The following is a 22,773-nucleotide window of genomic DNA, read 5'->3' on the forward strand; positions in this document are numbered from 1 at the left end:
GGTCGCCCGGCGCCGCCCGGTCCGGGGTCACCACGCCGCGTCGCCCAGCGCCGCGTCGTCCAGCGCGTCGTCGAACAGCGGCGCCACCAGCGGCGCCCCGCCCGCCAGCGGCTGCTCCGTCCACATCACCTTGCCGCTCGGCGTGTACCGCGTCCCCCACCGCCCCGCGAACTGCGACACCAGATACAGACCGCGCCCGCCCTCGTCCGTCGTCGCCGCCCGCCGCAGATGCGGCGAGGTGCTGCTGCCATCGGACACCTCGCAGATCAGCGCCCGGTCCCGCAGCATCCGGACATGGATCGGCTCGGAGCCGTACCGGATCGCGTTGGTGATCAGCTCGCTCAGCATCAGCTCCGTCGTGAACCCGATCTCCTCCAGGCCCCACTGCTCCAGCTGCCGCCCGCACGCGGCGCGGACCGGCGCCACGGCCGCCGGATCGCGCGGCACGTCCCAGTCCGCGACCTGTTCGTCGGAGAGCAGCCGCGTACGGGCCACGAGCAGCGCGATGTCGTCGCTGCGGTGCGGTGGCAGCATCGCCTCGAACACCGCCCGGCAGGTCTCCTCCGGCGTCCGCGCCCCGCCGTCCGCGAGCGTGCTGCCGAGCAGCCGGAGCCCCGTGTCGACGTCGCGGTCCCGGTGCTCGATCAGCCCGTCCGTGTACAGCACCAGCCGGCTGCCCTCGGACAGCCGCACCTCCCGGGTCTCGAACGGGCCGCCGCCCAGACCCAGCGGCGGGAACACCGGCACGTCCGTGAACTCCACCGTCCCGTCGGGCCGCACCACCGCCGGGGCGAAGTGGCCCGCCGTGGCCATGCAGCACGCCCCGGACGCCGGATCGTAGATCGCGTACAGGCAGGTCGCCCCCGTGATGCCCGCGGCGCCCTCGCCGCTCTCTTCCTCGTCGATCCGGGACACCAGCTCGTCCAGGTGCCCCAGCAGCTCGTCCGGCGGCAGGTCCAGCGCCGAGAAGTTGTGCACCGCCGTCCGCAGCCGGCCCATCGTCGCCGCCGCGTGCAGCCCGTGGCCCACCACGTCACCCACCACCAGCGCGACCCGGGCCCCCGGCAGCGGGATCACGTCGAACCAGTCGCCGCCCACGCCCGCCTGCGCCGGCAGATAGCGGTACGCGATGTCGACCGCGTCCTGCTCGGGCAGCACCCGCGGCAGCAGGCTCCGCTGCAGCGTCACCGCCATCGTGTGCTCGCGCGTGAACCGGCGCGCGTTGTCGATGGCCACCGCCGCCCGCGCCGCCAGCTCCTCCGCGAACGCCAGGTCCTCCTCCTCGAACCGCTCCGACCGCTCCGAGCGCCAGAAGTCGGCCAGGCCCAGCACCACCCCGCGCGCCTGCAGCGGCACCGTCACCAGCGAGCGGATCCCGTACGCGAGCGCCCGGTCGGCGCCCTCGGGGTCCTGCTCACGCCAGCCGTGCGCCAGGGTCAGGTCCGCCTCCAGGACGGCCCTGCCGCTGTCGAGCGCCGCCGCCATCGGTGTCGTCGCCACGTCGAACCGGATCACGTCGCCGACCGGCTGCAGCGGATGGTCGTCCCGTACGCCGCTGACGGCCGCCCGCCGCATCACCGCGTGCGCCTCGGACGGCTCCTCGCCGCGCAGCACGGGGTCCAGCAGCTCCACCGTCACGAAGTCCGCGAACCGGGGCACCGCGACCTCCGTCAGCTCCTCCGCCGTCCGTACGACGTCCAGCGTGGTGCCGATCCGCACCCCTGCCTCGTACAGCAGCGTCAGCCGCTCCCGCGCCACCTCCGCCATGCCCGTCACGGCCCGCAGCTCGGTGGTGTCCCGGAGCGTCGCGACGGTCCCGGACGGGCCGCCGAACGGACGCGTGGGCCGGGTGTTCACGGCGAGCAGCCGGTCGCCCACCAGATGCACCTCGTCCGTCACGGGGCGCCCCGACGCCAGCAGCTCCGCCGTGTCCCGGGCCAGGCCCAGCTCCGCGACAGGGCGGCCCTCCGCGTCGGGCGGCAGGTCGAGGAGGCGGCGCGCCTCGTCGTTGACCAGCGTGAGCCGCCCGTCCTCGCCGACGATCAGCACCCCTTCCCGTACGGCGTGCAGGACGGCGTCGTGGTGCTCGTACATGCGCGTCATCTCGGCCGGGCCGAGACCGTGGGTCTGCCGCCGCAGGCGCCGGCTCACCAGCAGCGCGCTGACCGTGGCGAGGGCCAGTGCCACGCCGCCCGCGCCGAAGTACAGCGGCAGCTGCCGGTCGACGGCGTCCCCCACGCTCTCGATGCTGACCCCCGCCGCGACCATGCCCACGACCGTGCCGTCGGGGGCCGTCACGGGCACGACGGCGCGTGCGGCGTCGTTCGGCTCGCCCTCGAAGATCTCCGTGAACCCCCACCCGTCGGCCGCACGCTGCACACCCTCCGCGCGCTCTCCGACGAGGGACTGCTCGTTGTCGGCGACACGGATGCCGTCCGGCCTCATCACGGAGATGAAGTCCACCCCCGAGCCCGTCCACGCCCGTTCCACCGGCTCCTGGAGCACCGCGCCCGGGTCGGCCGACCGCAGCGCCGCCGCGGTGCCGGGAGCCTCCGCGAACGACTCCGCGGCGGCGAGGGAACGATTCAGCGCGTCGCGCTCGCTGTCGTACCGCGACTCGTAGATGAGGGCCACGATGGCGGCGACGATCAGCACGGCGGCCACCACGATCTGGAGGAAGAGCACCTGGCCGGCGGCGCTGCGCACGCCCAGCCACCCCCGGCGCCCGGGCCGCCCGGGACGTCCACTCTTGGCCCTCATGCCCCATTTCTAACACCGGCCGTGTTCTCCCGGCGACCGCGCGCACAGGCATGGCCCGCCCAGGACTGAGCACCCAGGAGATATGGGACGCGCCAACGACGAGGTGGAAGCCCTCCTCCAGGAGTACGCCGACCTCATCGCCATCAGCGGGGGCGACGCCTTCAAGGCACGCGCCTACGAGAAGGCCGCCCGCGCCATCGGCGGCCACCCCGCCGACGTGTCGAAACTCGACATCAAGGGGCTCCAGGACATCCCCAACGTCGGCAGGTCCATCGCCGAGAAGGTCGTCGAGTTCCTGCGCTCCGGCCGCGTCTCCGCGATCGAGGAGACCCGGGCGACCATCCCCGCCGGCGTCCGCGAACTCATCACCATCCCCACCCTCGGCCCCAAGAAGGCCCTGGTCCTCCACGAGGAACTCGGCATCTCCTCCGTCGACCAGCTCCTCGACGCCATCCACGAGGAGCAGCTCCGCGACCTCAAGGGCTTCGGAGAGAAGACCGAGGAGAACATCCTCCACGGCATCCGCCTCATGCAGCAGGCCGGCGAAGGGCGCATCCTCATCAGCGCCGCCCTGGACGTCGCCGAACAGGTCGTCGGCGAGCTGTCCGCGGTCTCCGGCTGCGACCGCTGCGCCTACGCCGGATCGCTGCGCCGGATGCGCGAGACCATCGGCGACATCGACGTCCTCGTCGCCGCCGCGCACGCCGAGCCGTTCATGGAGGCTCTCGCCGGCCTTCCGTACACCGCCGAGGTCATCGCCCAGGGCGAGAAGAAGACCTCCATCCGCACCACCAAGGGCCTCCAGGTCGACCTGCGGGTCCTGCCGCCCGAGTCGTGGGGCGCCGGCCTCCAGTACTTCACCGGGAGCAAGGCGCACAACATCCGCACCCGCGAGATCGCCGTCCGCCACAAGCTCAAGCTCTCCGAGTACGGCCTCTTCCACGCCGAGAGCGGCCGGAAGATCACCTCCGAGACCGAGGAGGACATCTACGGACGCCTCGGCCTGCCCTGGATCCCGCCGACCCTCCGCGAGGACCGCGGCGAGATCGCCGCGGGGCTGCGCGACGAGCTCCCCGACCTCGTCGAGGAACGCGACATCCGCGGCGACCTGCACACCCACACCGACCTCACCGACGGACTCGCCCCGCTCGACGCCATGGTCGCCGCCGCGGCCGAACGCGGCTACGCCTACTACGCCGTCACCGACCACGCCCCCAACCTCGCCATGCAGCGCATGACCGAGGAGAAGATCCTCGCCCAGCGCGCACAGGTCCGCGCCCTCGACCGCGCGCACCATGGCATGCGCCTCCTGCACGGTACGGAGCTCAACATCGGCCCCGACGGCGAGCTCGACTGGCCCGACGACTTCCTCGACGGCTTCGACCTGTGCGTGGCCTCCGTCCACTCCCACTTCAACCAGAGCCGCCAGGCCCTCACCCGCCGCATCGTCCGCGCCTGCGAGAACCCGCACGTCGCCGTGCTCGGCCACCCCACGACCCGGCTCATCGGCAAACGCCCCGGCATCGACGCCGACTTCGACGCCGTCTTCGAGGCCTGCGCCAGGACCGGCACCGCCCTGGAGATCAACTCCCACCCCGAGCGGCTCGACCTCCGCGACGAGGACATCCTCCGCGCCAAGGAGTACGGCGTGAAGTTCGCGGTCAACTCCGACGCCCACGCCACCACGCATCTGCCGTACCTGCGCTACGGCGTCGGTACCGCCCAGCGCGGCTGGCTCACCAAGGACGACGTCGTCAACGCGTGGCCCCTGACCAGGCTGCGCCGCTTCCTCCGCGGCCAGGACACCTGACCGCACCCGCCCTCCGCGCGAACCGGTACCTTGCCCCGGGAACCAGCCATGGCGAAATCGTGTCCCTCTGGTGGACAAGCCCCCAGGGCCGTGAGGAGGCCGTATGAACGCGTGGTCGGTGCCGGGCTACTCGGAGACCCGCGAGCTCGGCTCGGGAGCCAGCGGGCGCGTCGTACGCGCCGTCCACGACGCCACCGGCGTCCCCGTCGCCGTCAAGCACCTGAGCGAGGCCCTGCGCTCCGACCCCGCGTTCCTCCACACCTTCCGCGACGAGGCACGGCTCCTCGGCGCCCTGGAGTCCCCGTACGTCACCCGCCTGTACGAGTACGTGGAGGCACCCGAGGGCGCCGCCATCGTCATGGAACTCGTCGACGGCATCGCCCTGCGCGCCCTGCTGCGGCAGCACGGGCCCGTCGGACCCGAGGCCGCCCTCACGATCCTCAAGGGCTCCCTGCTCGGGCTCGCCGCCGCCCACGCATCCGGCGTCGTCCACCGCGACTACAAGCCCGAGAACGTCCTCGTCACCGCCGACGGCGCCTCCAAGCTCGTCGACTTCGGCATCGCCACCGGCCACGGCACCACCGCCACCGTCGCCGGAACCCCCGCGTACATGGCGCCCGAGCAGTGGACCGGCGCACCCGCGTCCCCCGCCGCCGACGTGTACGCGGCGACCGCGACGTTCTACGAGTGCCTCACCGGACGCAAGCCGTTCACCGGCGGGAACCTCGCCGAACTGGCGCTCCGCCACGTCGACGCACCCGTACCGGAGGACGGCGTCCCCGAGCCGCTGCTGCCGCTGGTCCGCAGCGGCATGGCCAAGGCGCCCGAGGACCGGCCGCGCGAGGCCGCCGCGTTCGTCCAGGAGCTGGAGCGCGTCGCCGGGGCCGCGTACGGCCCCCACTGGGAGGAGCGCGGGCGCGGCAGGCTCGCCGCCCTCGCCGCGCTGCTCCCGCTGCTCTTCCCGACCGCCGGCGACCGCGCCGAGTCGTCCACCGACCTGGCCACCACGTCGCTGGGGCGGGGCGACGATGCCTGGTGGAGCTCCTGGATGCCGAACGGCGCCGCCGCCGCCACCCTGTCCGGCGTCCTGCTCCTCGCCCTGATCCTGCTGCTCGCGCCCGGCCCCGGCACCGCCGTGTCGGACGACGCCGCCGCCCAGGCGGCCGCCACGACGAGCGTCGCACCGGACGGCACGCCCGTGCCAGGGCCCTCCCCGGAGCTGTCGCCCGTCCCGCCGGCGGGGGGCCAGAGCACGGCGCCGCCGGAGCACGCGCCCGGATCCCCGTCCACGCCGCCCGGCGGCGACGGCCACGGCGGCGAGAGCCCCCACGAGCCCCCGACGTCCGGCGACGACCCGGCCCCGCACCCCGCCGACCCGCACCCCGCCGACCCCAGGCCCGACCCGGGCACCGACCCTTCGCCCGCCGTCCCGGGCGGTCCCGGCTCCGTCGCGCCCCCGTCCGGTACGAGCCCGTCCCCGGCGACCTCCAGCGAGCCGCCCCGGACCCCGCCCACCACGGCGCCCCCGAACGTCAAGGGCGTGACGGTCCGTGAGTTCCGGCAGACCGGAGCCTCCACGGCCACCGCCACGTTCGAGATCGCCACCGACGGCACAGGCCCGGTCGACCTCGTCGTCACCTGGTCCACGGCCGACTCGGGCGCCGGCGACGCCACGCAGGACGGTACGGCCCAGACCTTCCGCCGCAGCGGCGCCACCCACTACACCGTGACGGTCACCCACACGTTCCGTAACACCGCCTGCTACTGGCGCGTGGCGGCCACCACCCGGCCCGCGTCCGCCGACGGCGGCTCCTCCGCCCAGCTCCTCACCCGGCGGTGCGACCTGCGATGAACCGGTACCCCGTCCCTCCAGGCCCCGGCAGCGCCGACGACCCCGACTACAGCGCGACCGAACTCGCCAGCCACTGGATCCAGCGCCCCGAACCGGCACCCGACGCCCCGCCGGTCCAGGACGCCCCGCCGGTCCACGACACCCGGCCGACCGTCCACGACACCCGGCCGCCCGTCCACGACACGCGGCCGACGGTGCACGACACGCGGCCGTTGCCCGGCGCCACGCCCGTCGACGACACCAGGCCGCTCACCGTCCTGCGCTTCGGCCCGGGCGTGCCCCCCGCCCCACCGCCGCCGGTCCCCATCCTGCCGACCCCGGGGCCCGGTGCGCGGCGCCCGTCGCCGGCGCGCCGTTTCGCGCTGCCCGCCCTCGTCTTCCTGTGCGTCCTGGCCTTCCTCGCGTGGCAGCGGTACGGACCGACGGTCGCCGTGCGCGAGGTCACCGTGCACACCGACGGCGTCGAGCTCACCGGCACATCGGGCGACGCCTGCGGCGGCACAGCCGCCGTCGTGGGCCTCGTACGGACCGACGGGCGGCCCGGCACCCTGACGTACCGCTGGCTGCGCAGCGACGGTTCCGCGTCGCCGGTGCTGACCGAGAGGGTGCGCGGGGGCCAGAAGGAGGCGCGGCTCCAGTTGCTGTGGACGTTCAGCGGCGAAGGCGCCTACACGGCACGCGCCGACCTGGAGGTGCTGACGCCGAGCCGGCACGGCGCGGGCACCTCCTTCGCGTACCGCTGCGGCTGAGTTCCGGCAACCCGGACGGGCCCGTTCGAGTGGTGGCTTCCCTTACCCGGGCTTAGCGTTGAACAGTGGACGGCGTCCCGGCGTCCACCGACGGCCCTCGTACGAGGGCGCTGAGCCATGACGACGCCCCGGCCGACTTCCGTGTCGCGGGCCGCCACCCCGAAGCGGGGCGACGGCAGCGGAATCGCCCTGCTGGTCATCGCGAGCTGCCAGTTGATGGTGGTTCTCGACATCACCATCGTCAACATCGCCCTGCCGCACATCCAGCGCTCCCTGGACTTCTCCACGACCGGCCTGTCCTGGGTGATCAACGCCTACACGCTCGCCTTCGGCGGTCTGCTGCTGCTCGGCGGCCGCACCGGCGACATCCTCGGGCGGCGGCGCATGTTCATGGTCGGCGTGGCGCTGTTCGTCCTCGCGTCGCTCCTCGGCGGACTCGCCCAGAACTCCGGGCAGTTGCTCGCCGCGCGGGCCTGCCAGGGCGTCGGCGGCGCCATCGCGTCCCCGACCGCGCTCGCCCTGATCAGTACGACGTTCCGGGAGGGCCCCGAACGCAACCGCGCCTTCGGCGTGTTCGCGGCGGTGTCGGCGGGCGGCGGCGCGATCGGGCTCCTCGCGGGCGGCATGCTCGTCGAATGGCTCGACTGGCGCTGGGTGTTCTTCGTCAACGTGCCGATCGGCCTGCTGATCCTCCTCGCGGTCCCGCGCTGGATCAGGGAGTCGGAGCGGCAGCCCGGCCACTTCGACGTCGCCGGCGCGCTCACCTCCACGTTCGGGATGGTCCTGCTCGTGTACGGATTCATCCGCGCCGCGCAGGAGGGCTGGCGCGACGCGCTCACGCTCGCGTCGTTCGGCGTGGCCGCGGTGGCCCTCACGGTGTTCGTCCTGATCGAGCGCCGTTCCCGGCAGCCGATCACGCCGCTGCGCATGTTCACGGACCGCAACAGGGCCGGCACGTACGGGATGATGCTCTGCCTCGCCGCCGCGATCTTCGGGATGTTCTTCTTCCTCACGCTGTTCGTGCAGAACGTGCTGGGCTTCAGCCCGCTCCAGGCGGGCCTCGCCTTCCTGCCGGTGAGCGCGATCATCGCGGTCGGCGCGGGTACCGCGGCGCAACTCCTGCCGCGCTACGGGCCGAAGCCGTTCATGGTGGTGGGCGCGCTGCTCGCCGCGGCGGGGCTCGGCTGGCTGACGCTGACCGACGTCCACTCCACGTACGCGGGCAGCATCCTCGGCCCGGTCCTCGTCCTCGGTATGGGCATGGGCATGCAGTTCGTGTCGCTGACGCTGATGGCGCTGTCCAACGTCCGCACGCGCGAGACGGGCGCCGCGTCCGGGCTGCTCAACGCGACGCAGCAGGTCGGCGGTTCGCTGGGCCTGTCCATCCTGGTCACGGTCTTCGGCACGGCCAGCGCCGGCGAGGCGCATCGCCAGATCGCCTCGTTCCTCGCCCGCGCCACCGCCGCCGAGCGCCTGCGGTTCCAGCGCACCGGCGAACTGCCGCCGCCGTGGGCGCACGAGGTGCTGACGTCCGGCGTCTCGGCGGCGTTCATCCTGGCGGCCGTCTTCGCGGCGGCCGGCGCGGTGATCGCCCTGCTGGTCGTCCAGGTCCGCCCGGACGACCTGGAACGCCTCAAGGGAAACGGGATGGGCCCCGGAGGCTGACGGCTCGTGTGCCGCCGCACGGCGGGAGGGGCGGCCGCCGCCCGGTGACATGCCGGGACCGGCGGTCCGCACGAGGCGGACCGCCGGCCCGGGTGGGGGGTGCGTGAGGTGGTGGGGATCAGAAGACGCTCACGCCGTACCGGCTCAGGGCCTCGGTGACCGGCTGGAAGAACGTGGTGCCGCCCGAGGAGCAGTTGCCGCTGCCGCCGGAGGTCAGGCCGAGGGCGGTGGAGCCGGAGAACAGGGCGCCGCCGCTGTCGCCCGGCTCGGCGCAGACGTTGGTCTGGATCAGGCCGCGCACGATGTCGCCGCCACCGTAGTTGACCGTGGCGTTCAGGCCGGTGACGCGGCCGCTGTGCAGACCGGTGGTGGAGCCGCTGCGCTGCACGGTCTGGCCGACGTACGCGTTGCCGGCGGAGGTGATGTCGCGGTAGCTGCCGTTGTACAGGTACACCCGGCCGTCCGCGAGCGAGGAGCTGGAGAGCCGGATGATGCCGTAGTCGTTGCCCGGGAAGCTGGAGCCGGCGCGGCTGCCGAGCGACGCGGTCTGCGACGAGTTGGTGTACCAGGAGCTGGCGATGTTGGTGCAGTGACCGGCCGTCAGGGCGTAGTACGCGCCGCTGCTGCTGCGGACGTTGAAGCCGAGCGAGCAGCGGCCGCCGCCGCCCGCGTAGATGGCCTGGCCGCCGGCGATGAGCTTGTTGAACGTGCCGTGCGTGCGCTTGATCTCCACGGCGCCGGCCTTGCTGCCCGCGGCCTTCTTGATCTCGGCCAGCTCGGCCGCCGAGACGGTGGAGTCGGCGGTCACGACGAGCTTGCCGGACTCGGCGTCCGTGTACCAGGCGGTGCCCGGCACATCGGCGTCCAGGACGGCCTCGCTGACCTGGGCCAGTTCGGTGGTGGTGGCCCGGGTGGCGTCGGCGTCGGGGGTCTTCGCCCCGGCGGCGGGGGCGGCAAGCGCGGTGGCGGTGACCAGAGCGGCGGCCACGGCGGTCAGCCGGGCGCCTCTCACGGCACCGCTGCGGGGGGTGAAGCGCTTGAAGTTCACTGCGTCCTCCGGTGGGGGATCGGAAGGGCCCGTTGGGTGGACGGGCCCGACAGGGCACCGGCGAGGGCCGGAAGGTGTGTCCCGGGCTCGCCATGTGCCTGACAACTCATCGGATGAATCTTCCAATCCGGTTGCGCTCGGCGGCAAGATGGGCTTTCGGTCGATCTACGCGCGTTCGGGCGAGTCGGTCGTCGCGGCGTCCGAACAGAGGTCAGGAGCAGGCGAAATGACCATGCGTCAGTCACCCTGGCCGGGGCCGCCGGGCGTGCGTGCGGGAGAGCGGAAGGGCCGTACCGGATACCGGTGGGCCTCACTCATCACACCTTTATGCGTCAATCACTCCCGTTCGCGCAGCGCGGCCGCCTGTCCGGAATCCGTCGCCGCGCTCACCGCCGCCGCTCCGCAGCCGCTGGGGGCCCTGCGGCGAGGGGCTTGTGAGATGAATGCGACACATGGGTGAAAGTGCCTGCTTCCTGGCGTATGACCGTGACGTGCCTGGAGTGCACCGGTTAGCAAGGGGGCCCGGTCGCTGGGTCTCCCGACGAGAAGGAAGAAACATGATCAAGAAGGTTGTTGCCACCGCCGGCGTCGCCGCTGCCGCCCTGGGTGCCTGCGCTCCGATGGCGTTCGCCGTCGGTGACCACGGTGTCGACACGCAGAACGGCAACTTCTCCGAGCAGTCGTACGGCAACACCGTCACGGGTGGCGAGCTGAGCCCCCAGTTCGGAGCCGTGCAGGGGTCGCTGAACAAGCTGTGCGCCGGTGTCCCGATCGCGGCGGACGTCCAGAACATCCTGCTGATCAACGTCGGCGTCCAGGACCTCGTGAACGACACGCAGAACCAGCAGTGCGCCGAGAACTCCACCGCGGTCAAGGGCGACAGCGCCCTGTCCCACCTGGTGGAGAACCTCGTCGCGGAGAACGCCGCCGTGGCCGCTCGCTGACGTCACGTCACCCCCCCCGGTTCCGCACAGCGGGCCGGCCGGTTCGACCGGCCGGCCCGCGGTCGTGTCCGCACCCTCGTCCTTTGCAGGCGCGCGTTTGCGAGGGGCGGCGCCGGGGGAGTTGAGGGCACGGTGGGCGCCGGCGACACCCCGCCGGTGCCCAACGGACCACCACGGGAGCCCGCGTGACCACGTCCCTCATCCTTCCCCACGACCTGCACGGCACAGGTGCCCACAAGGTGATCGCCGTGCACGGCTGGTTCGCCGACCGGACCGCGTACGACCCGCTGACCGCCGACCTCGACCGCGACGCGTTCCAGTACGCCGTCGCCGATCTGCGCGGCTACGGCGACGCGAAGGACGCCCCCGGCGCGTACACGACCGGCGAGGCCGCCGTCGATCTCATCGCGCTCGCGGACCGGCTCGGCTGGGACACCTTCTCTCTCGTCGGCCATTCCATGGGCGGTGCGGTGGCCCAGCGCGTCCTCGCGCTCGCCCCGCACCGGGTGCGCAGCCTCGTCGGTGTCTCGCCCGTGCCCGCGTCCGGTCTGCCGCTGCCGCCCGAGCAGTGGGAGCTGTTCGCGGGCGCCGCCGAACGGCCCGACAACCGGCGCGCCATCATCGACTTCACCACCGGCGGCAGCCGCCCCGCCGCCTGGCTCGACCGGATGGTGGCCCGCTCCCTCGACCGCAGCGACCCGAAGGCGTTCCGCGCCTGGCTGGACTCCTGGGCGGGCGACGACTTCCACGCCGACGTGGAGGGCGCCGCCGTTCCCGCGCTCGCCGTCGTCGGCGCCCTCGACCCTGCCCTCTCCGCCGACGTCATGCGGGCCACCTGGATGACCTGGTACGCGCGCGGCGAGCTGGTCGAACTGCCCGCCGCCGGTCACTACGCCATGGACGAGACACCCCTCGACCTCATCCGGACCGTCGAGGACTTCCTCCGGGCCGCCACCGGATGAGCGCCCCGCCCGTCCCCGACGTCTTCGACCCCCGCCGGTACGCCGACGGCATCCCGTACGATCGCTACCGCGTCCTGCGCGACCACCACCCGGTGGCCTGGCAGGACGAGCCGGAGGTCCTCGGCCGGCCGGCGGGGCCCGGGTTCTGGGCCGTCACCCGGCACGCCGACGTCGTACGGGTACTCTAGGACCCGGAGACGTACTCCTCGCACCTCGGCGCCACGCAGATCCTCCCCCAAGCTCTCGGCTTCGCTCGAGCAGGGGGGACCCCCATCCCGGACCCGGCCGACCTGCCGTTCATCCGGGGCATGATGCTGAACCACGACCCTCCGGGCCACGGCCGGCTGCGCCGCCTGGTGAGCCGCGCCTTCACACCGCGCCGTGCCGACCGCTTCGCCGCCGTCGCCCGGGACCGCGCCCGCACGCTCGTCGCCGCCCTGGCCGCCGCCCGCGACGGCGACGGCACCTGCGACCTGGTCTCCGCCGTCACCGACGACTACGCCCTGCTGAACCTCTCCGACCTGCTCGGCGTCCCGGAGAGCGACCGCGCCCTCCTCCTGCGCTGGACCCGGCGCGTCATCGGCTACCAGGACCCCGACGAGGCAGGACCGACCGCCACCGGGCCCGACGGCAAGCCCCTCGACCCGCGTTCGCCGGCGCTGCTCCGCGACATGTTCGCGTACGCCGAACAGCTCGCCGCCCACAAGCGGAAGCACCCCGGCGACGACATCATGACGACCCTCGCCACCGCCGGCGACGGCCGCGACGGCGCCCTCACCGCGTCCGAACTCGGCATGTCCTTCTTCCTGCTGACCATCGCCGGCAACGACACCGTCCGCAGCGCCGCCCCCGGAGGACTGCTCCTCCTCGCCGAGCACCCCGGCGCGTACGCCGCACTGCGACACCGCCCCTCCGGCCTCCCCACCGCCGTCGAGGAGCTGCTGCGCCGCCACCCGCCCGTGCTGACCTTCCGCCGCACCGCCGCCCGCGACCACGAACTCGCAGGCAGGGCCATCCGCGCGGGGGACAAGGTGGTGGTCTTCCACGCCTCCGCGAACCACGACGAACGCTTCTTCGCCGACCCCCACCGGCTGGACCTCACGCGCACCCCGAACCCGCACGTCTCCTTCGGCGACGGACCCCACGTCTGCCTCGGCGCCCACTTCGCCCGCCTCCAACTGCGCGTCCTGTACGAGGAGGTGCTGCGCGCCCTGCCCACGGCGCCCGCCCTCTGCGCGGCCCCGCCGCGCCGCCTCGTGTCGAACTTCATCAACGGGATCAAGGCCCTCCCCCTGCGCCTGCCCGGCTGAAAACGGAACCTTGCGCAAACATCGGGCCATCGCATGACCCTGCGTCAAACAGATTCACCTGAACGGGCTATGCTCACACCCCGTCGTCATATGATCTTTCTCGTCGATGGGTTTGAGGGTGCTGATGGTCCGTGAGGAATCGTCGCCCGGAAGTGGAAGCCCGCGGTCCGCGGCATCTTTCGTGTGGCTGCTGCCTGCCGCTCTGACCGCTGTGGCCACCGGTGTCACGGTGGTCGCTCTGGTCTCCGCCTCCGCACGGCTTCCCGTGGGGGCACTCGGGGCGTTCGCCGCCCTCGCCCTCGCGGCCATGGGGGCCGAGACCGCACGCCGGGGACGGCGGATCGAGGAGCTGCGGCGTACCGTCGCCGCCCGCGACACCGCCCTGGCCCGCCGCCATGCCGAGACCGCCCACCTGGCCGGGACACTGCTGCCGGACGCCGTCGAACGGCTCAGGAAGGGCGAGTTCCCCGAGGACGTCCTCGCCTCGCTCACCGCGCCCGAGGAGCACCAGGCCGTGGTCCGCGTGGTCGTCGACGCCGTCACCGCCGAGGAGGACCTGCGCGAGTCCGCGCAGCGCGCCTTCGTGAACATCGCCCGTCGGGTTCAGGCCATCGTGCACCAGCAGGCCCAGGAGCTCCGGGAGATGGAGGACCGCCACGGCAACCGCCCCGACGTCTTCGGCGATCTGCTCCGCATCGACCACGGCACCGCCCTCATCGGACGCCTGGCCGACTCCATCGCCGTACTCGGCGGCGCCCGCCCCGGCCGTCAGTGGAGCAGGGCCGTCCCGCTCTACAGCGTGCTGCGCGGCGCCATGTCCCGCATCATCGACTACCAGCGCGTCGAACTGCACTCCGTCACCGAGGTCGCCGTCACCGGGCCCGCCGTCGAGCCGCTCATCCACACGCTCGCCGAGCTCCTCGACAACGCCACCCGCTACTCGCCGCCGCAGACCAAGGTCCATCTGACCGCCGTCGACGTGCAGTCGGGCATCGCCGTCGAGATCGAGGACGGCGGCGTCTCCATGAGCGAGGAGGCCCGCAAGCGCGCCGAGCGCATGCTCCGCCAGGCCCAGCAGGGCATCGACCTCAACGACCTCGGGGAGACCCCGCGCCTCGGCCTCGCCGTGGTCGGCCGGCTCGCGCAGGCGTACGGCTTCCAGGTCTCGCTGCGCTCCTCCGCGTACGGCGGTGTCCGCGCCGTCATCGTCGTGCCCGCGGAGCTGATCACCACCGTCGCCGGTGCCTCCGGCCTCGCCCACGGCATCGGCGCCACCTCCGTACCCCGCACCACCGTCCCGCCCGCCCCGGCCGTCCCGGGCGCGGCCCCGGCGGCCAGCGATGAGCGCACCGCCACCGGCCCGGTGGCGGACTCCGAGACGCCGGCGGTGGTCGAGCGGACCGCGAACGGACTGCCGCAACGCCGCCGCAGGAAGCCGGTCGCCACGCCGCCGCAGGCCGCAGCCGCCGCACCGGCCGCATCCTCCGGCGAGGCGTCGCCGACGCCCGCCGCACCGGCTCCCGACCAGGAGCCGTCACCTCAGGTGCAGCCCGGGATGTGGCTGGCCGCCTTCCAGAGCGGCCTGTCCGGGGAGCCCACCGACGCAAGCAAGGGGAACTCGCAGCAATGATCAAGCAGCAGGCCAATATGGACTGGATGCTCAAGGACCTCGCGGAAGGCGTGCCGCAAACCCGTCACGTGGTCGTGCTCTCCGCCGACGGCCTGCGCATGGCCCAGTACGGCACGGACGACGACAGCGCGGACCGGCTCGCCGCCGCCTGTGCCGGGCTCCAGTCGCTGGCCGGCGCGGTCGCCGCCGAACTGCCGCACAGCGACGGGCGCATGCGGCTCGTGGTCATCGAGATGGACGGCGGCTTCTTCTACCTCATGGCGGCGGGCGCCGGAGCGTATCTCGCGGTCCTCGCCGACGAGGGGGTCGACGCCGGGCTGATGGGCCAGCGCATGCGCGACCTCGTCCTGCGCATCGGGGAGCACCTCAGCAGCCCGCCGCGCCAGGACGGGCAGGGCGCCAGGTGAGCGAAGCGGGCGGCGGCGACTGGGAGGAAGCCAGTCCCGAGCGGCTCTACGTCATCACGGGGGGCCGCAGCGGCGGGCCGGCGCCCGCCGAACTCGACCTCGTCACACTGATCGTGGCGAGGTCCGGGGCGAAACCGGGGATGCAGCCGGAACACGCGGCGATCGTGCGGCTGTGCCGGTCGCCGCTCTCGGTGGCCGAGATCTCCGCGTACCTGAGCCTCCCGGTCAGCGTGGTCACGGTCCTGCTCGGCGACCTGCTCGCCGAGAGCCGGGTCGTGGCCCGCGCCCCCGTCCCACCCGCCCGACTCCCCGACCGCGCGTTGATTGAGGCAGTGATCGATGGACTTCAGAAGCTCTGAGCAGTCCGGTTCCGGCTCGGGCTCCGAGCAGCACGGCACCGTCGCGGTGCGGGGGCCGCGGACCGAGGACGCGCTGCCGGAGACCGCCACCAGTGCGGTGAAGGTGGTGATCGTGGGCGGGTTCGGCGTCGGCAAGACCACCTTCGTCGGCTCCGTCAGCGAGATCCGCCCGCTGACCACCGAGGAGACCATGACCCAGGCAGGGGTCGGGGTCGACGACACCTCGGGCGTCGACGGCAAGACGTCGACCACCGTCGCCATGGACTTCGGCCGCATCAGCATCAACCACGAGCTGGTGCTGTACCTGTTCGGCACACCGGGCCAGGAGCGCTTCTGGTTCCTGTGGCGCGGCCTGTTCGAGGGCGCACTCGGGGCGGTCGTCCTGGTGGACACGCGCCGCCTGGAGGTCAGCTTCGACGTGCTGGGCCGCCTGGAGGAGCGGGGCGTGCCCTTCGTGGTCGCCGTCAACACGTTCCCGGAGGCCCCGGACTACCCGGTCGAGGAGCTGCGCACCGCGCTCGACCTGCCCCCGTCCGTACCGATCGTGCCCTGCGACGCCCGGGAGCGCGCCTCCAGCCGGGACGTCCTGATGACGCTGATGCGCTACCTCCAGACCCTCGCCACGACCCAGGAGGCGTCATGACCGCACCCCACGCCGAGCCCACCGCCGCCGGCCTCACCCCGCCGCCCGGCTGCCCCGCCCACGGCATGGACGCCGCGGGGCTGCGCCGGCTGTACGGCCCGGAGGCCGAGGCCGACCCGAAGGCCCTGTACGAGCGGCTGCGCGGCGAGCACGGCCCGGTGGCCCCGGTTCTCCTCCACGGCGACCTCCCGGCCTGGCTGGTCCTGGGCCACCGCGAGAACCTGGAGGTGATGCGGTCGCCTTCGCGGTTCTCGCGGGACTCCCGGCTGTGGCGGATGTTCCGCGAGGGCCACGTCGGCCCCGACTCACCGCTGCGCCCCATGGTCGAGTGGCAGCCGATCTGCGTCTTCGCCGACGGCCAGGACCACGAGCGGCTTCGCGGCGCGGTCACCGACAGTCTGGAGCAGTTCGACCGCCGGGGTATCCGCCGCTACGTCATCCGCTACACCAATCAGCTGGTCGACTCCTTCGCGGCCGCTGGGCAGGCGGACCTGATCGCCGACTTTGCCGAGAAACTGCCCATGCTCGTCCTGACGCAGATGCTGGGGATGCCCGAGGAGTACGGCCCCAGGCTGGTCGAGGCGGCCCTGGACCTGATGAAGGGCACCGAGACAGCGCTGGCCAGCAACGACTTCGTCGTCGACACCCTGCGCATGCTCACGGAGCGGAAGAAGGTTACGCCCGGGCACGACCTGGCCAGCCGCCTCATCGGCCATGAGGCAGGCCTCACCGACAACGAGGTCATGGAGCATCTGCGTCTGGTGCTCGTCGCCGCCAACGAGACGACCGTCAATCTGATCGCGAACATGCTGCGCCTGGTGCTGACCGACCGCAGGTTCCGCGCGAACCTGACCGGCGGGCACATGACGCTGCCGGACGCTCTGGAACAGGTGCTCTGGGACGAACCTCCGCTGTCGGCGATCCCCGGCCGCTGGGCCACCGGCGACACCGTGCTCGGCGGGCAGCAGATTCGTGCGGGTGACATGCTGTTGCTGGGCGTGGCAGCGGGGAACGTCGACCCGGAGATCCGCCCGGACCTCAGCCGGCCCCTCCACGGCAACCGCGCTCACTTGTCCTTCAGCAGCGGCCCCCACGAGTGTCCCGGCCAGGACATCGGCCGTGCCATCGCGGATACCGGAATCGACACGCTGCTTGCCCGCCTGCCCGACTTGAGGCTCGCCGTCCCGGAGGGCGAACTGAGGACCCGGGCGGCGTGGCTCTCCAGGCGTCTGGAGGCTCTGCCCGTCGAGTTCACGCCGCCCATGTCGGCAGGCTCCGGTGGCGCGAAGGTGCCGAACGACTTCGCCTCGACCATGCCAGGCCCCCTGCCGGATCCGGCTCCGGTCCCCGAGCCGACAGTCTCCGCCACGCCTTCCGGGCCTGGTCAAAGCCGCACACCGTGGTGGAAGTCGCTCTTCCGGACGGGCGGGTGACCGGCACTCATCTCCCTCTGGCTGGGCGGATTGTCCTGTTGGCTGACGGCTAGCGAGTGGCTACTATGCGCCATAGTGATCATTTCTGTGGCGCAAGTGGCGTCTATTGACGTGTTTTGCTCCGAGTGACATGTCGCACCCGCGACAAGAGGGGAGGCCGTTGTGGGGTCCGGGCTCATAGTGCCGCCGATCTTCTCTCCCATCGCGCCGGCGATCCATCCGTCCCACGGGGACGCCGACGTCCAGACGGCGGCCTGGGCGGAGACGTTCCGGATCGGTTCCGACGAGTTGCGCGGCCGGCTGGTGAGCCAGGCGATTGGCACGTTTGCTGCGCGCATCCTGCCGGAGGGGCGCGAAGAGATCGTGTCCCTCCTCGCGGACTTCATCCTCTGGCTGTTCGCCGTCGACGATGGCCACTGCGAGGAGGGCGAACTCGGCCGCCGGCCGGGCGAGCTGGCGGCCGAGCTGCACCGGCTGCTGCGCGTGGCACAGAACCCCGAGGTGCCGTTCATGCTCGACGACCCGCTCGCCGCCGGCCTGCGCGACCTGCGGCTGCGCGTCGACCGGTACGGCACACCGGGGCAGGCCGCGCGCTGGGTGGACACGCTCCGCGAGTATTTCTTCGCCGTCGTCTGGGAGGCCTCCTACCGCCGCACGGGCGCCGTGCCGGACCTCAACGACTACACCCTCATGAGGCTGTACGACGGCGCCACGACCGTGGTGCTGCCCATGCTGGAGATGGCCCACGGCTACGAACTCCAGCCCCACGAACGGGAACGGACCGCCGTGCGGGCGGCGACGGAGATGATGTCCTTCATCATCACCTGGGACAACGACATCTTCTCGTACCACAAGGAGAAGAAGGAGAAGAAGTCCACCGGCTACTACCTCAACGCTCTGCGCGTGATGGAGGAGCACCAGGGGCTCACCCCCGGACAGGCCCTGACAGCGGCCATCTCCCAGCGCGACCGCGTGATGTGCCTCTTCATGGACCTGACGGAGTACCTGTCCGACGACGGCAGCCCGATGCTCCGCCAGTATCTGCGCAGCATCGGCCACTTCATACGCGGCGCCCAGGACTGGGGCATTAGTTCTGTCAGGTACACGACTCCCGACGATCCGGCGAACATGCCGTCCTTCTTCCGTGACACCCCTGTCGACGGCAGCGGCGAGCCGCTCGACATCCCGGCTGTGGCCTGGTGGTGGGACATCCTGCACGGGGCCGGGCGTTCGCTGTCGGAGGGCGATTCCCTTCGGCAGACCGCGTAGAGTAAAGGATTCTTCCGTGGCAGTTGACGTGCGGTCGGTACAGTCGGTCCCCCGTGCTCCCGGAGCGCTGCCGCTCCTCGGTCACGCCTGGAAGCTCTGGCGCGACCCGCTCGGCTTCCTCAACGCGTTGCGGGACACCGGGGATCTCGTGCGGGTCGATCTCGGCACGATGCCCATGTATGTGGCCACCTCGCCGGCCCTGGTGCGCGAAGTGACAACGCAGCAGGCACGCAGCTTCGAGAAGGGGCGCCTCTTCGACCGTGTGCGGCCGCTCGTCGGCAACGGTCTGGCCACGGCCACCGGAGAGGTGCACCGCAGGCATCGCCGGCTCGTCCAGCCGTTGTTCCACCACCAGCGCATCGCGGGCTACGCGGACGTCATGAGCACGCGTTCCCTGGCGCTCGCGGAGTCTTGGACTCCGGGACAGCGTATCGCTGTTGAGGAGGCGATGGCGGAGTTCACCATCGAGACCCTCGCAGCGACCATGTTCTCCGCCGACATCGGCCGGCCCGCTGTTGACGCGGTCCGGCGCGACCTGCCCATCATCCTGAAGAACATGCTGGTACGCGCCGCGTCACCGAAGTTCCTCGACCGGCTGCCCGTACGGGCCAACCGCGACTTCGACGCGGCGGCGGAGAGCCTCCGGCGCGTGATCGACGAGGTGATCGCCACTACGCGCCGTTCCGGGTCGACGGACAGCCCCGACCTGCTGTCCGTCCTCCTCGACGCCCGGGACGCGGACACTGGTGAGGCCTTGACCGATACGGAGGTCCGCGACGAACTGGTCACCATGCTCTTCGCCGGTACGGAGACGACCGCGTCCACGCTCTCCTGGGCGTTTCACGAACTGGCTCGGCATCCGGATGTGGAGAAGCGAGTGGTCGCGCAGATCGACGAGGTACTCGGAGACCGCCCGGTGACGGTCGCGGACATCCCGAAACTCACGGCGGTCCGCCGGGTGCTGGACGAGGTCATCCGGCTGTACGGGGTCACTCTGCTGATGCGTCGCACGGTCGCCCCTGTGGAACTGGGGGGCTATCTGATCCCGGAGGGTGCGGAGGTCGCGTTCAGCCTGTACGCGATGCACCGGGACCCTGGCATCTTCGAGAAGCCCGATGCCTTCGACCCGGATCGCTGGCTGCCGGAACGGGCGGCCGGCGTCGACCGGCACTCCTACATCCCCTTCGGATCGGGCAATCGCAAGTGTATCGGCGATGCCTTCTCGTGGACGGAGGCGACCATCGCTCTGGCGACAATCCTTCGCCGTTGGCGGTTGCGACCCGCCCCCGGTCACATCCCGAAGGCTGCGGCGTCGGCGATGGCGCACCCTGACCACGTACCGATGATCGTGGAGCCGCGGGACGGCTGACGTCCCGCAGGCCGCCCGGCCCCGGTCCGCCTTACGGCGGGCCGGGGCCGTTGCCTTTCGCTGTCGGCGTTCTCGGCCGCGTCCGCCCGCCGCGGACGGCTCGATCCCTTCTTGTGCGAGGAGCCGTACCGCTCCAAAAATACCCCCCGGGGTACCCGTGATAGGGTCCACCCATATACCCCCCGGGGTACAACCCATGCCCCTGGGGTGTCCACACATCCGGAGAAACCGGAAGGAGCGCGCTCGTGTTCTTCGTCGACACCATCGAGACGCAAGGGCTCGGCAACCGCGGCTATCTCGCCGGGGGCGACCGGTACGCCGTCGCCGTCGACCCGCCCCGCGACATCGACCGGGTGATCGCCGCGGCCGCCGCACGCGGGGTCCGTATCGCCCTCGTCGTCGAGACCCACGTACACAACGACTACGTCACCGGCGGCCTCGACCTCGCCCGCCTCACCGGCGCCACCTACCTCGTACCGGCCGACGCGCGCGTCTCCTTCCCGCACCACCCGGTTCGCGACGGCGACCGCCACGCCCTCGACACCGGCCTCGCCCTCCGCGCGCTGGCCACGCCCGGCCACACGCCGCACCACACCGCGTACGCCCTGGAGGAGGACGGCAGGGCGGTCGCCGTGTTCACCGGCGGCTCCCTGCTCATCGGCACCGTCGGCCGCCCCGACCTGGTCGAGCCCCGGCTCACCGAGGAACTCGCCCGCGCCCAGTACGCCTCCGCCCACCGGCTCGCCGGCGAACTCCCCGACGACACCGCCGTCCTGCCCACCCACGGCTTCGGCAGCTTCTGCGCCGCGACCCGCACCGGCGGGGCGGCCGACGCGTCCACCATCGGGGCGGAGAAGGCCCGCAACGACGCCTTCGCCAAGGACGCCGACACGTTCGTCGCCGAACTGCTCGCCGCGCTCGACGACGTTCCCGCGTACTACGCCCACATGGGCCCGGCCAACGCCGCGGGACCGGCCCCGGTCGACCTGACGCCGCCCGCGGTGGCCGACGCCGACGAGATCGCCGCCCGGCTGGCGGCGGGGGAGTGGGTGGTGGACCTGCGCCACCGCGTCGCCTTCGCCCGGGGCCATGTCGCCGGGTCGTTCAACTTCGAGGCGGACGGGCAACTCGCCACCTACCTCGCCTGGCTGCTGCCCTGGGGCAGGCCGGTGACCCTCCTCGCCGAATCGGCCGCCCAACTCGCCGCCGCCCAGCGCGAACTGACCCGCGTCGGCATCGACCGCCCGGCCGCGGCGGCCACCGGCGGTCCGACGGCGTGGCTCCGCGACGGCGACACCCCGCGCTCCTACCCCCGCGCCACCTTCGCCGACCTCGCCGCCGCCAGAGCCGCAGCGCCGGACGCCGTCGTCGTCCTGGACGTACGCCGCGCCTCCGAGCGCCGCGGCGCCGGGCACGTCCCGGGCTCCGTCCACATCCCGCTGCACCAACTCCGCCACCGCGCCCACGAGATACCCCCGGGCACGGTGTGGGTGCACTGCGCGGGCGGCCTCCGCGCCGCCATCGCCGCCTCACTCCTCGACGCGTCAGGACGGGACGTCGTCGCGGTCGACGACACCTTCGACACGAACACGCTGGAGACCGCCTTCCACCCGGCCGCCGGTACGGCGACGGGCACCGTCGCGGGTGCGGGCCGACCCGGGCCCGGCGGGGACGGTGACCAGCGGCAGTCGTACGCCGATGCCGGTAGCGCTGCGGGCCGCCTCGGGGACGACCGGGGTGGCGACGCGCAGGCGTCGGACGCCGGTGCCGGTGCCGGTTCTGGTGCGGGTGCGGGCCGGCTCGGGGGTGGGGCGGGGGGTGTCGCCGTCGGGCGGGTTGATGTCGGGGAGGCCCGGCGGCGGACGGTGCGGGGTGGTGGGGCGGTGCTCGTCGACGTACGGGAAGGGGACGAGTGGCGGGCCGGGCACGCGCCCGGGGCCGTGCACGTGCCGCTGTCCGGGCTCCGGGGGCGGTGCGCGCTGCCCGGGGCCGCCCAGGGACGGGACCTCGTGGTCGTCTGCCGGTCCGGGCAGCGGTCGCAGGAGGCGGCGCGGCTCCTCATCGCGCGCGGCGCCGACGCCGTCGACGTGGTGGGCGGGATGCGCGCGTGGGCCGGGGCCGGGTTCCCGGTCGTCGACGAGCACGGGAACAGCGGCACGATCGCGTGAGCACACTCGTCCTCGCCCTGCTCGCGGGCGCCGTCGTCGGCCTCGCGCTCGGCGCGCTCGGCGGGGGCGGCGGCGTCCTCGCCGTACCCGCGCTGATCTATCTGCTCGGCTTCACCCCGGTCGAAGCCGCCACCGCGAGCCTCGTCATCGTCACCGTCACCTCCGCGTCCGCGCTGTACGGGCACGCCCGCGACGGACGTGTCCGCTGGGCGGCCGGCGTGCTGTTCGCCGCCGCCGGTGCCGGGCCCGCCGCGCTCACCGGGGCGCTCGCCGCCGGGGTGCCGCGGCGGCTGCTCACCGCCGGGTTCGCGCTCGTCGCCGTCCTGGCCGCGCTGCGGATGCTGCGCCGTACGGCCGACGGAACGGCCGACGACGGTGACAGTGACGGTGACGAC

At 72.8% G+C, this 22,773-nt stretch carries 17 protein-coding genes and 1 pseudogene; 16 read left to right on the forward strand and 2 right to left on the reverse strand.

The window, feature by feature from the left end; all coding sequences use genetic code 11:
- Nucleotides 1-27: 27 nt before the first annotated feature.
- Nucleotides 28-2,760, reverse strand: coding sequence for a SpoIIE family protein phosphatase (locus tag HTZ82_RS13275; RefSeq protein ID WP_175409560.1), 2,733 nt, complete (start codon nt 2,758-2,760; stop codon nt 28-30).
- An 82-nt stretch (nt 2,761-2,842) separates the two neighbouring features.
- On the opposite strand from HTZ82_RS13275, the gene polX reads away from it, so the two are divergent.
- From polX to HTZ82_RS13295, 4 genes are all read left to right on the forward strand, one after another.
- Nucleotides 2,843-4,570 carry a DNA polymerase/3'-5' exonuclease PolX gene (polX, locus tag HTZ82_RS13280; protein ID WP_175409561.1) on the forward strand — a complete coding sequence of 576 codons (1,728 nt, stop codon included), beginning with the start codon at nt 2,843-2,845 and terminating at the stop codon, nt 4,568-4,570.
- A 103-nt stretch (nt 4,571-4,673) separates the two neighbouring features.
- Entirely contained in the window at nt 4,674-6,422 is a 1,749-nt protein-coding gene (locus HTZ82_RS13285) for a serine/threonine-protein kinase (RefSeq protein ID WP_175409562.1), read from the forward strand.
- Nucleotides 6,419-7,171: a hypothetical protein gene (locus HTZ82_RS13290; protein ID WP_175409563.1), complete on the forward strand. Its 753-nt coding sequence runs from the start codon at nt 6,419-6,421 to the stop codon at nt 7,169-7,171. Before HTZ82_RS13285 ends, HTZ82_RS13290 begins: the two co-directional genes overlap by 4 nt.
- Nucleotides 7,172-7,288: 117 nt before the next feature.
- Nucleotides 7,289-8,836 carry an MFS transporter gene (locus HTZ82_RS13295; protein ID WP_175409564.1) on the forward strand — a complete coding sequence of 516 codons (1,548 nt, stop codon included), beginning with the start codon at nt 7,289-7,291 and terminating at the stop codon, nt 8,834-8,836.
- A gap of 118 nt (nt 8,837-8,954) precedes the next feature.
- On the opposite strand, the gene HTZ82_RS13300 is transcribed toward HTZ82_RS13295, so the two are convergent.
- A complete protein-coding gene (locus tag HTZ82_RS13300) occupies nt 8,955-9,884 on the reverse strand; it encodes a S1 family peptidase (RefSeq protein WP_175409565.1) in 930 nt (309 codons plus the stop codon).
- A 557-nt stretch (nt 9,885-10,441) separates the two neighbouring features.
- Here HTZ82_RS13300 and HTZ82_RS13305 point away from each other — a divergent pair.
- From HTZ82_RS13305 to HTZ82_RS13365, 12 genes and pseudogenes are all read left to right on the forward strand, one after another.
- Nucleotides 10,442-10,828 carry a rodlin gene (locus HTZ82_RS13305; RefSeq protein ID WP_175409566.1) on the forward strand — a complete coding sequence of 129 codons (387 nt, stop codon included), beginning with the start codon at nt 10,442-10,444 and terminating at the stop codon, nt 10,826-10,828.
- Between the two features lie 185 nt (nt 10,829-11,013).
- Nucleotides 11,014-11,790, forward strand: a complete 777-nt coding sequence (locus HTZ82_RS13310) for an alpha/beta fold hydrolase (RefSeq protein ID WP_175409567.1) — start codon at nt 11,014-11,016, stop codon at nt 11,788-11,790.
- Nucleotides 11,787-13,100, forward strand: a pseudogene (locus HTZ82_RS13315) (cytochrome P450). Before HTZ82_RS13310 ends, HTZ82_RS13315 begins: the two are co-directional and overlap by 4 nt.
- A 124-nt stretch (nt 13,101-13,224) precedes the next feature.
- Nucleotides 13,225-14,730, forward strand: a complete 1,506-nt coding sequence (locus HTZ82_RS13320) for a sensor histidine kinase KdpD (RefSeq protein WP_175409568.1) — start codon at nt 13,225-13,227, stop codon at nt 14,728-14,730.
- Nucleotides 14,727-15,137: a roadblock/LC7 domain-containing protein gene (locus tag HTZ82_RS13325; protein ID WP_175409569.1), complete on the forward strand. Its 411-nt coding sequence runs from the start codon at nt 14,727-14,729 to the stop codon at nt 15,135-15,137. The genes HTZ82_RS13320 and HTZ82_RS13325 overlap by 4 nt, the downstream gene beginning before the upstream one ends.
- Nucleotides 15,134-15,496: a DUF742 domain-containing protein gene (locus tag HTZ82_RS13330; RefSeq protein WP_175409570.1), complete on the forward strand. Its 363-nt coding sequence runs from the start codon at nt 15,134-15,136 to the stop codon at nt 15,494-15,496. The genes HTZ82_RS13325 and HTZ82_RS13330 overlap by 4 nt, the downstream gene beginning before the upstream one ends.
- Nucleotides 15,477-16,139, forward strand: coding sequence for an ATP/GTP-binding protein (locus HTZ82_RS13335; protein ID WP_254711824.1), 663 nt, complete (start codon nt 15,477-15,479; stop codon nt 16,137-16,139). The genes HTZ82_RS13330 and HTZ82_RS13335 overlap by 20 nt, the downstream gene beginning before the upstream one ends.
- Complete coding sequence (locus HTZ82_RS13340) at nt 16,136-17,572, forward strand: cytochrome P450 (RefSeq protein ID WP_175409571.1); 1,437 nt, start codon at nt 16,136-16,138, stop codon at nt 17,570-17,572. The genes HTZ82_RS13335 and HTZ82_RS13340 overlap by 4 nt, the downstream gene beginning before the upstream one ends.
- A 162-nt stretch (nt 17,573-17,734) precedes the next feature.
- Nucleotides 17,735-18,841, forward strand: a complete 1,107-nt coding sequence (locus HTZ82_RS13345; RefSeq protein WP_175409572.1) for a selina-4(15),7(11)-diene synthase — start codon at nt 17,735-17,737, stop codon at nt 18,839-18,841.
- 16 nt (nt 18,842-18,857) lie between these two features.
- Complete coding sequence (locus HTZ82_RS13350; protein WP_309235450.1) at nt 18,858-20,210, forward strand: cytochrome P450; 1,353 nt, start codon at nt 18,858-18,860, stop codon at nt 20,208-20,210.
- A 245-nt stretch (nt 20,211-20,455) separates the two neighbouring features.
- Nucleotides 20,456-22,378 (forward strand): MBL fold metallo-hydrolase, encoded by a 1,923-nt coding sequence (locus HTZ82_RS13355; RefSeq protein ID WP_309235451.1) that lies wholly within the window; start codon nt 20,456-20,458, stop codon nt 22,376-22,378.
- Nucleotides 22,375-22,773 (forward strand): TSUP family transporter (locus HTZ82_RS13365; protein ID WP_175409573.1); only part of this gene is annotated, 399 nt, incomplete at its 3' end. The genes HTZ82_RS13355 and HTZ82_RS13365, both read left to right, overlap by 4 nt.

It is taken from the genome of Streptomyces sp. TRM64462, assembly GCF_013362995.1.
In the GTDB taxonomy this organism is placed as follows: domain Bacteria; phylum Actinomycetota; class Actinomycetes; order Streptomycetales; family Streptomycetaceae; genus Streptomyces.

Coding starts and splice junctions, on each gene's coding strand:
- HTZ82_RS13275 (WP_175409560.1), bottom strand. CDS start 2,760: ATGAGGGCCAAGAGTGGACGTCCCGGGCGGCCCGGGCGCCGGGGGTGG.
- polX (WP_175409561.1), top strand. CDS start 2,843: ATGGGACGCGCCAACGACGAGGTGGAAGCCCTCCTCCAGGAGTACGCC.
- HTZ82_RS13285 (WP_175409562.1), top strand. CDS start 4,674: ATGAACGCGTGGTCGGTGCCGGGCTACTCGGAGACCCGCGAGCTCGGC.
- HTZ82_RS13290 (WP_175409563.1), top strand. CDS start 6,419: ATGAACCGGTACCCCGTCCCTCCAGGCCCCGGCAGCGCCGACGACCCC.
- HTZ82_RS13295 (WP_175409564.1), top strand. CDS start 7,289: ATGACGACGCCCCGGCCGACTTCCGTGTCGCGGGCCGCCACCCCGAAG.
- HTZ82_RS13305 (WP_175409566.1), top strand. CDS start 10,442: ATGATCAAGAAGGTTGTTGCCACCGCCGGCGTCGCCGCTGCCGCCCTG.
- HTZ82_RS13320 (WP_175409568.1), top strand. CDS start 13,225: ATGGTCCGTGAGGAATCGTCGCCCGGAAGTGGAAGCCCGCGGTCCGCG.
- HTZ82_RS13325 (WP_175409569.1), top strand. CDS start 14,727: ATGATCAAGCAGCAGGCCAATATGGACTGGATGCTCAAGGACCTCGCG.
- HTZ82_RS13335 (WP_254711824.1), top strand. CDS start 15,477: ATGGACTTCAGAAGCTCTGAGCAGTCCGGTTCCGGCTCGGGCTCCGAG.
- HTZ82_RS13340 (WP_175409571.1), top strand. CDS start 16,136: ATGACCGCACCCCACGCCGAGCCCACCGCCGCCGGCCTCACCCCGCCG.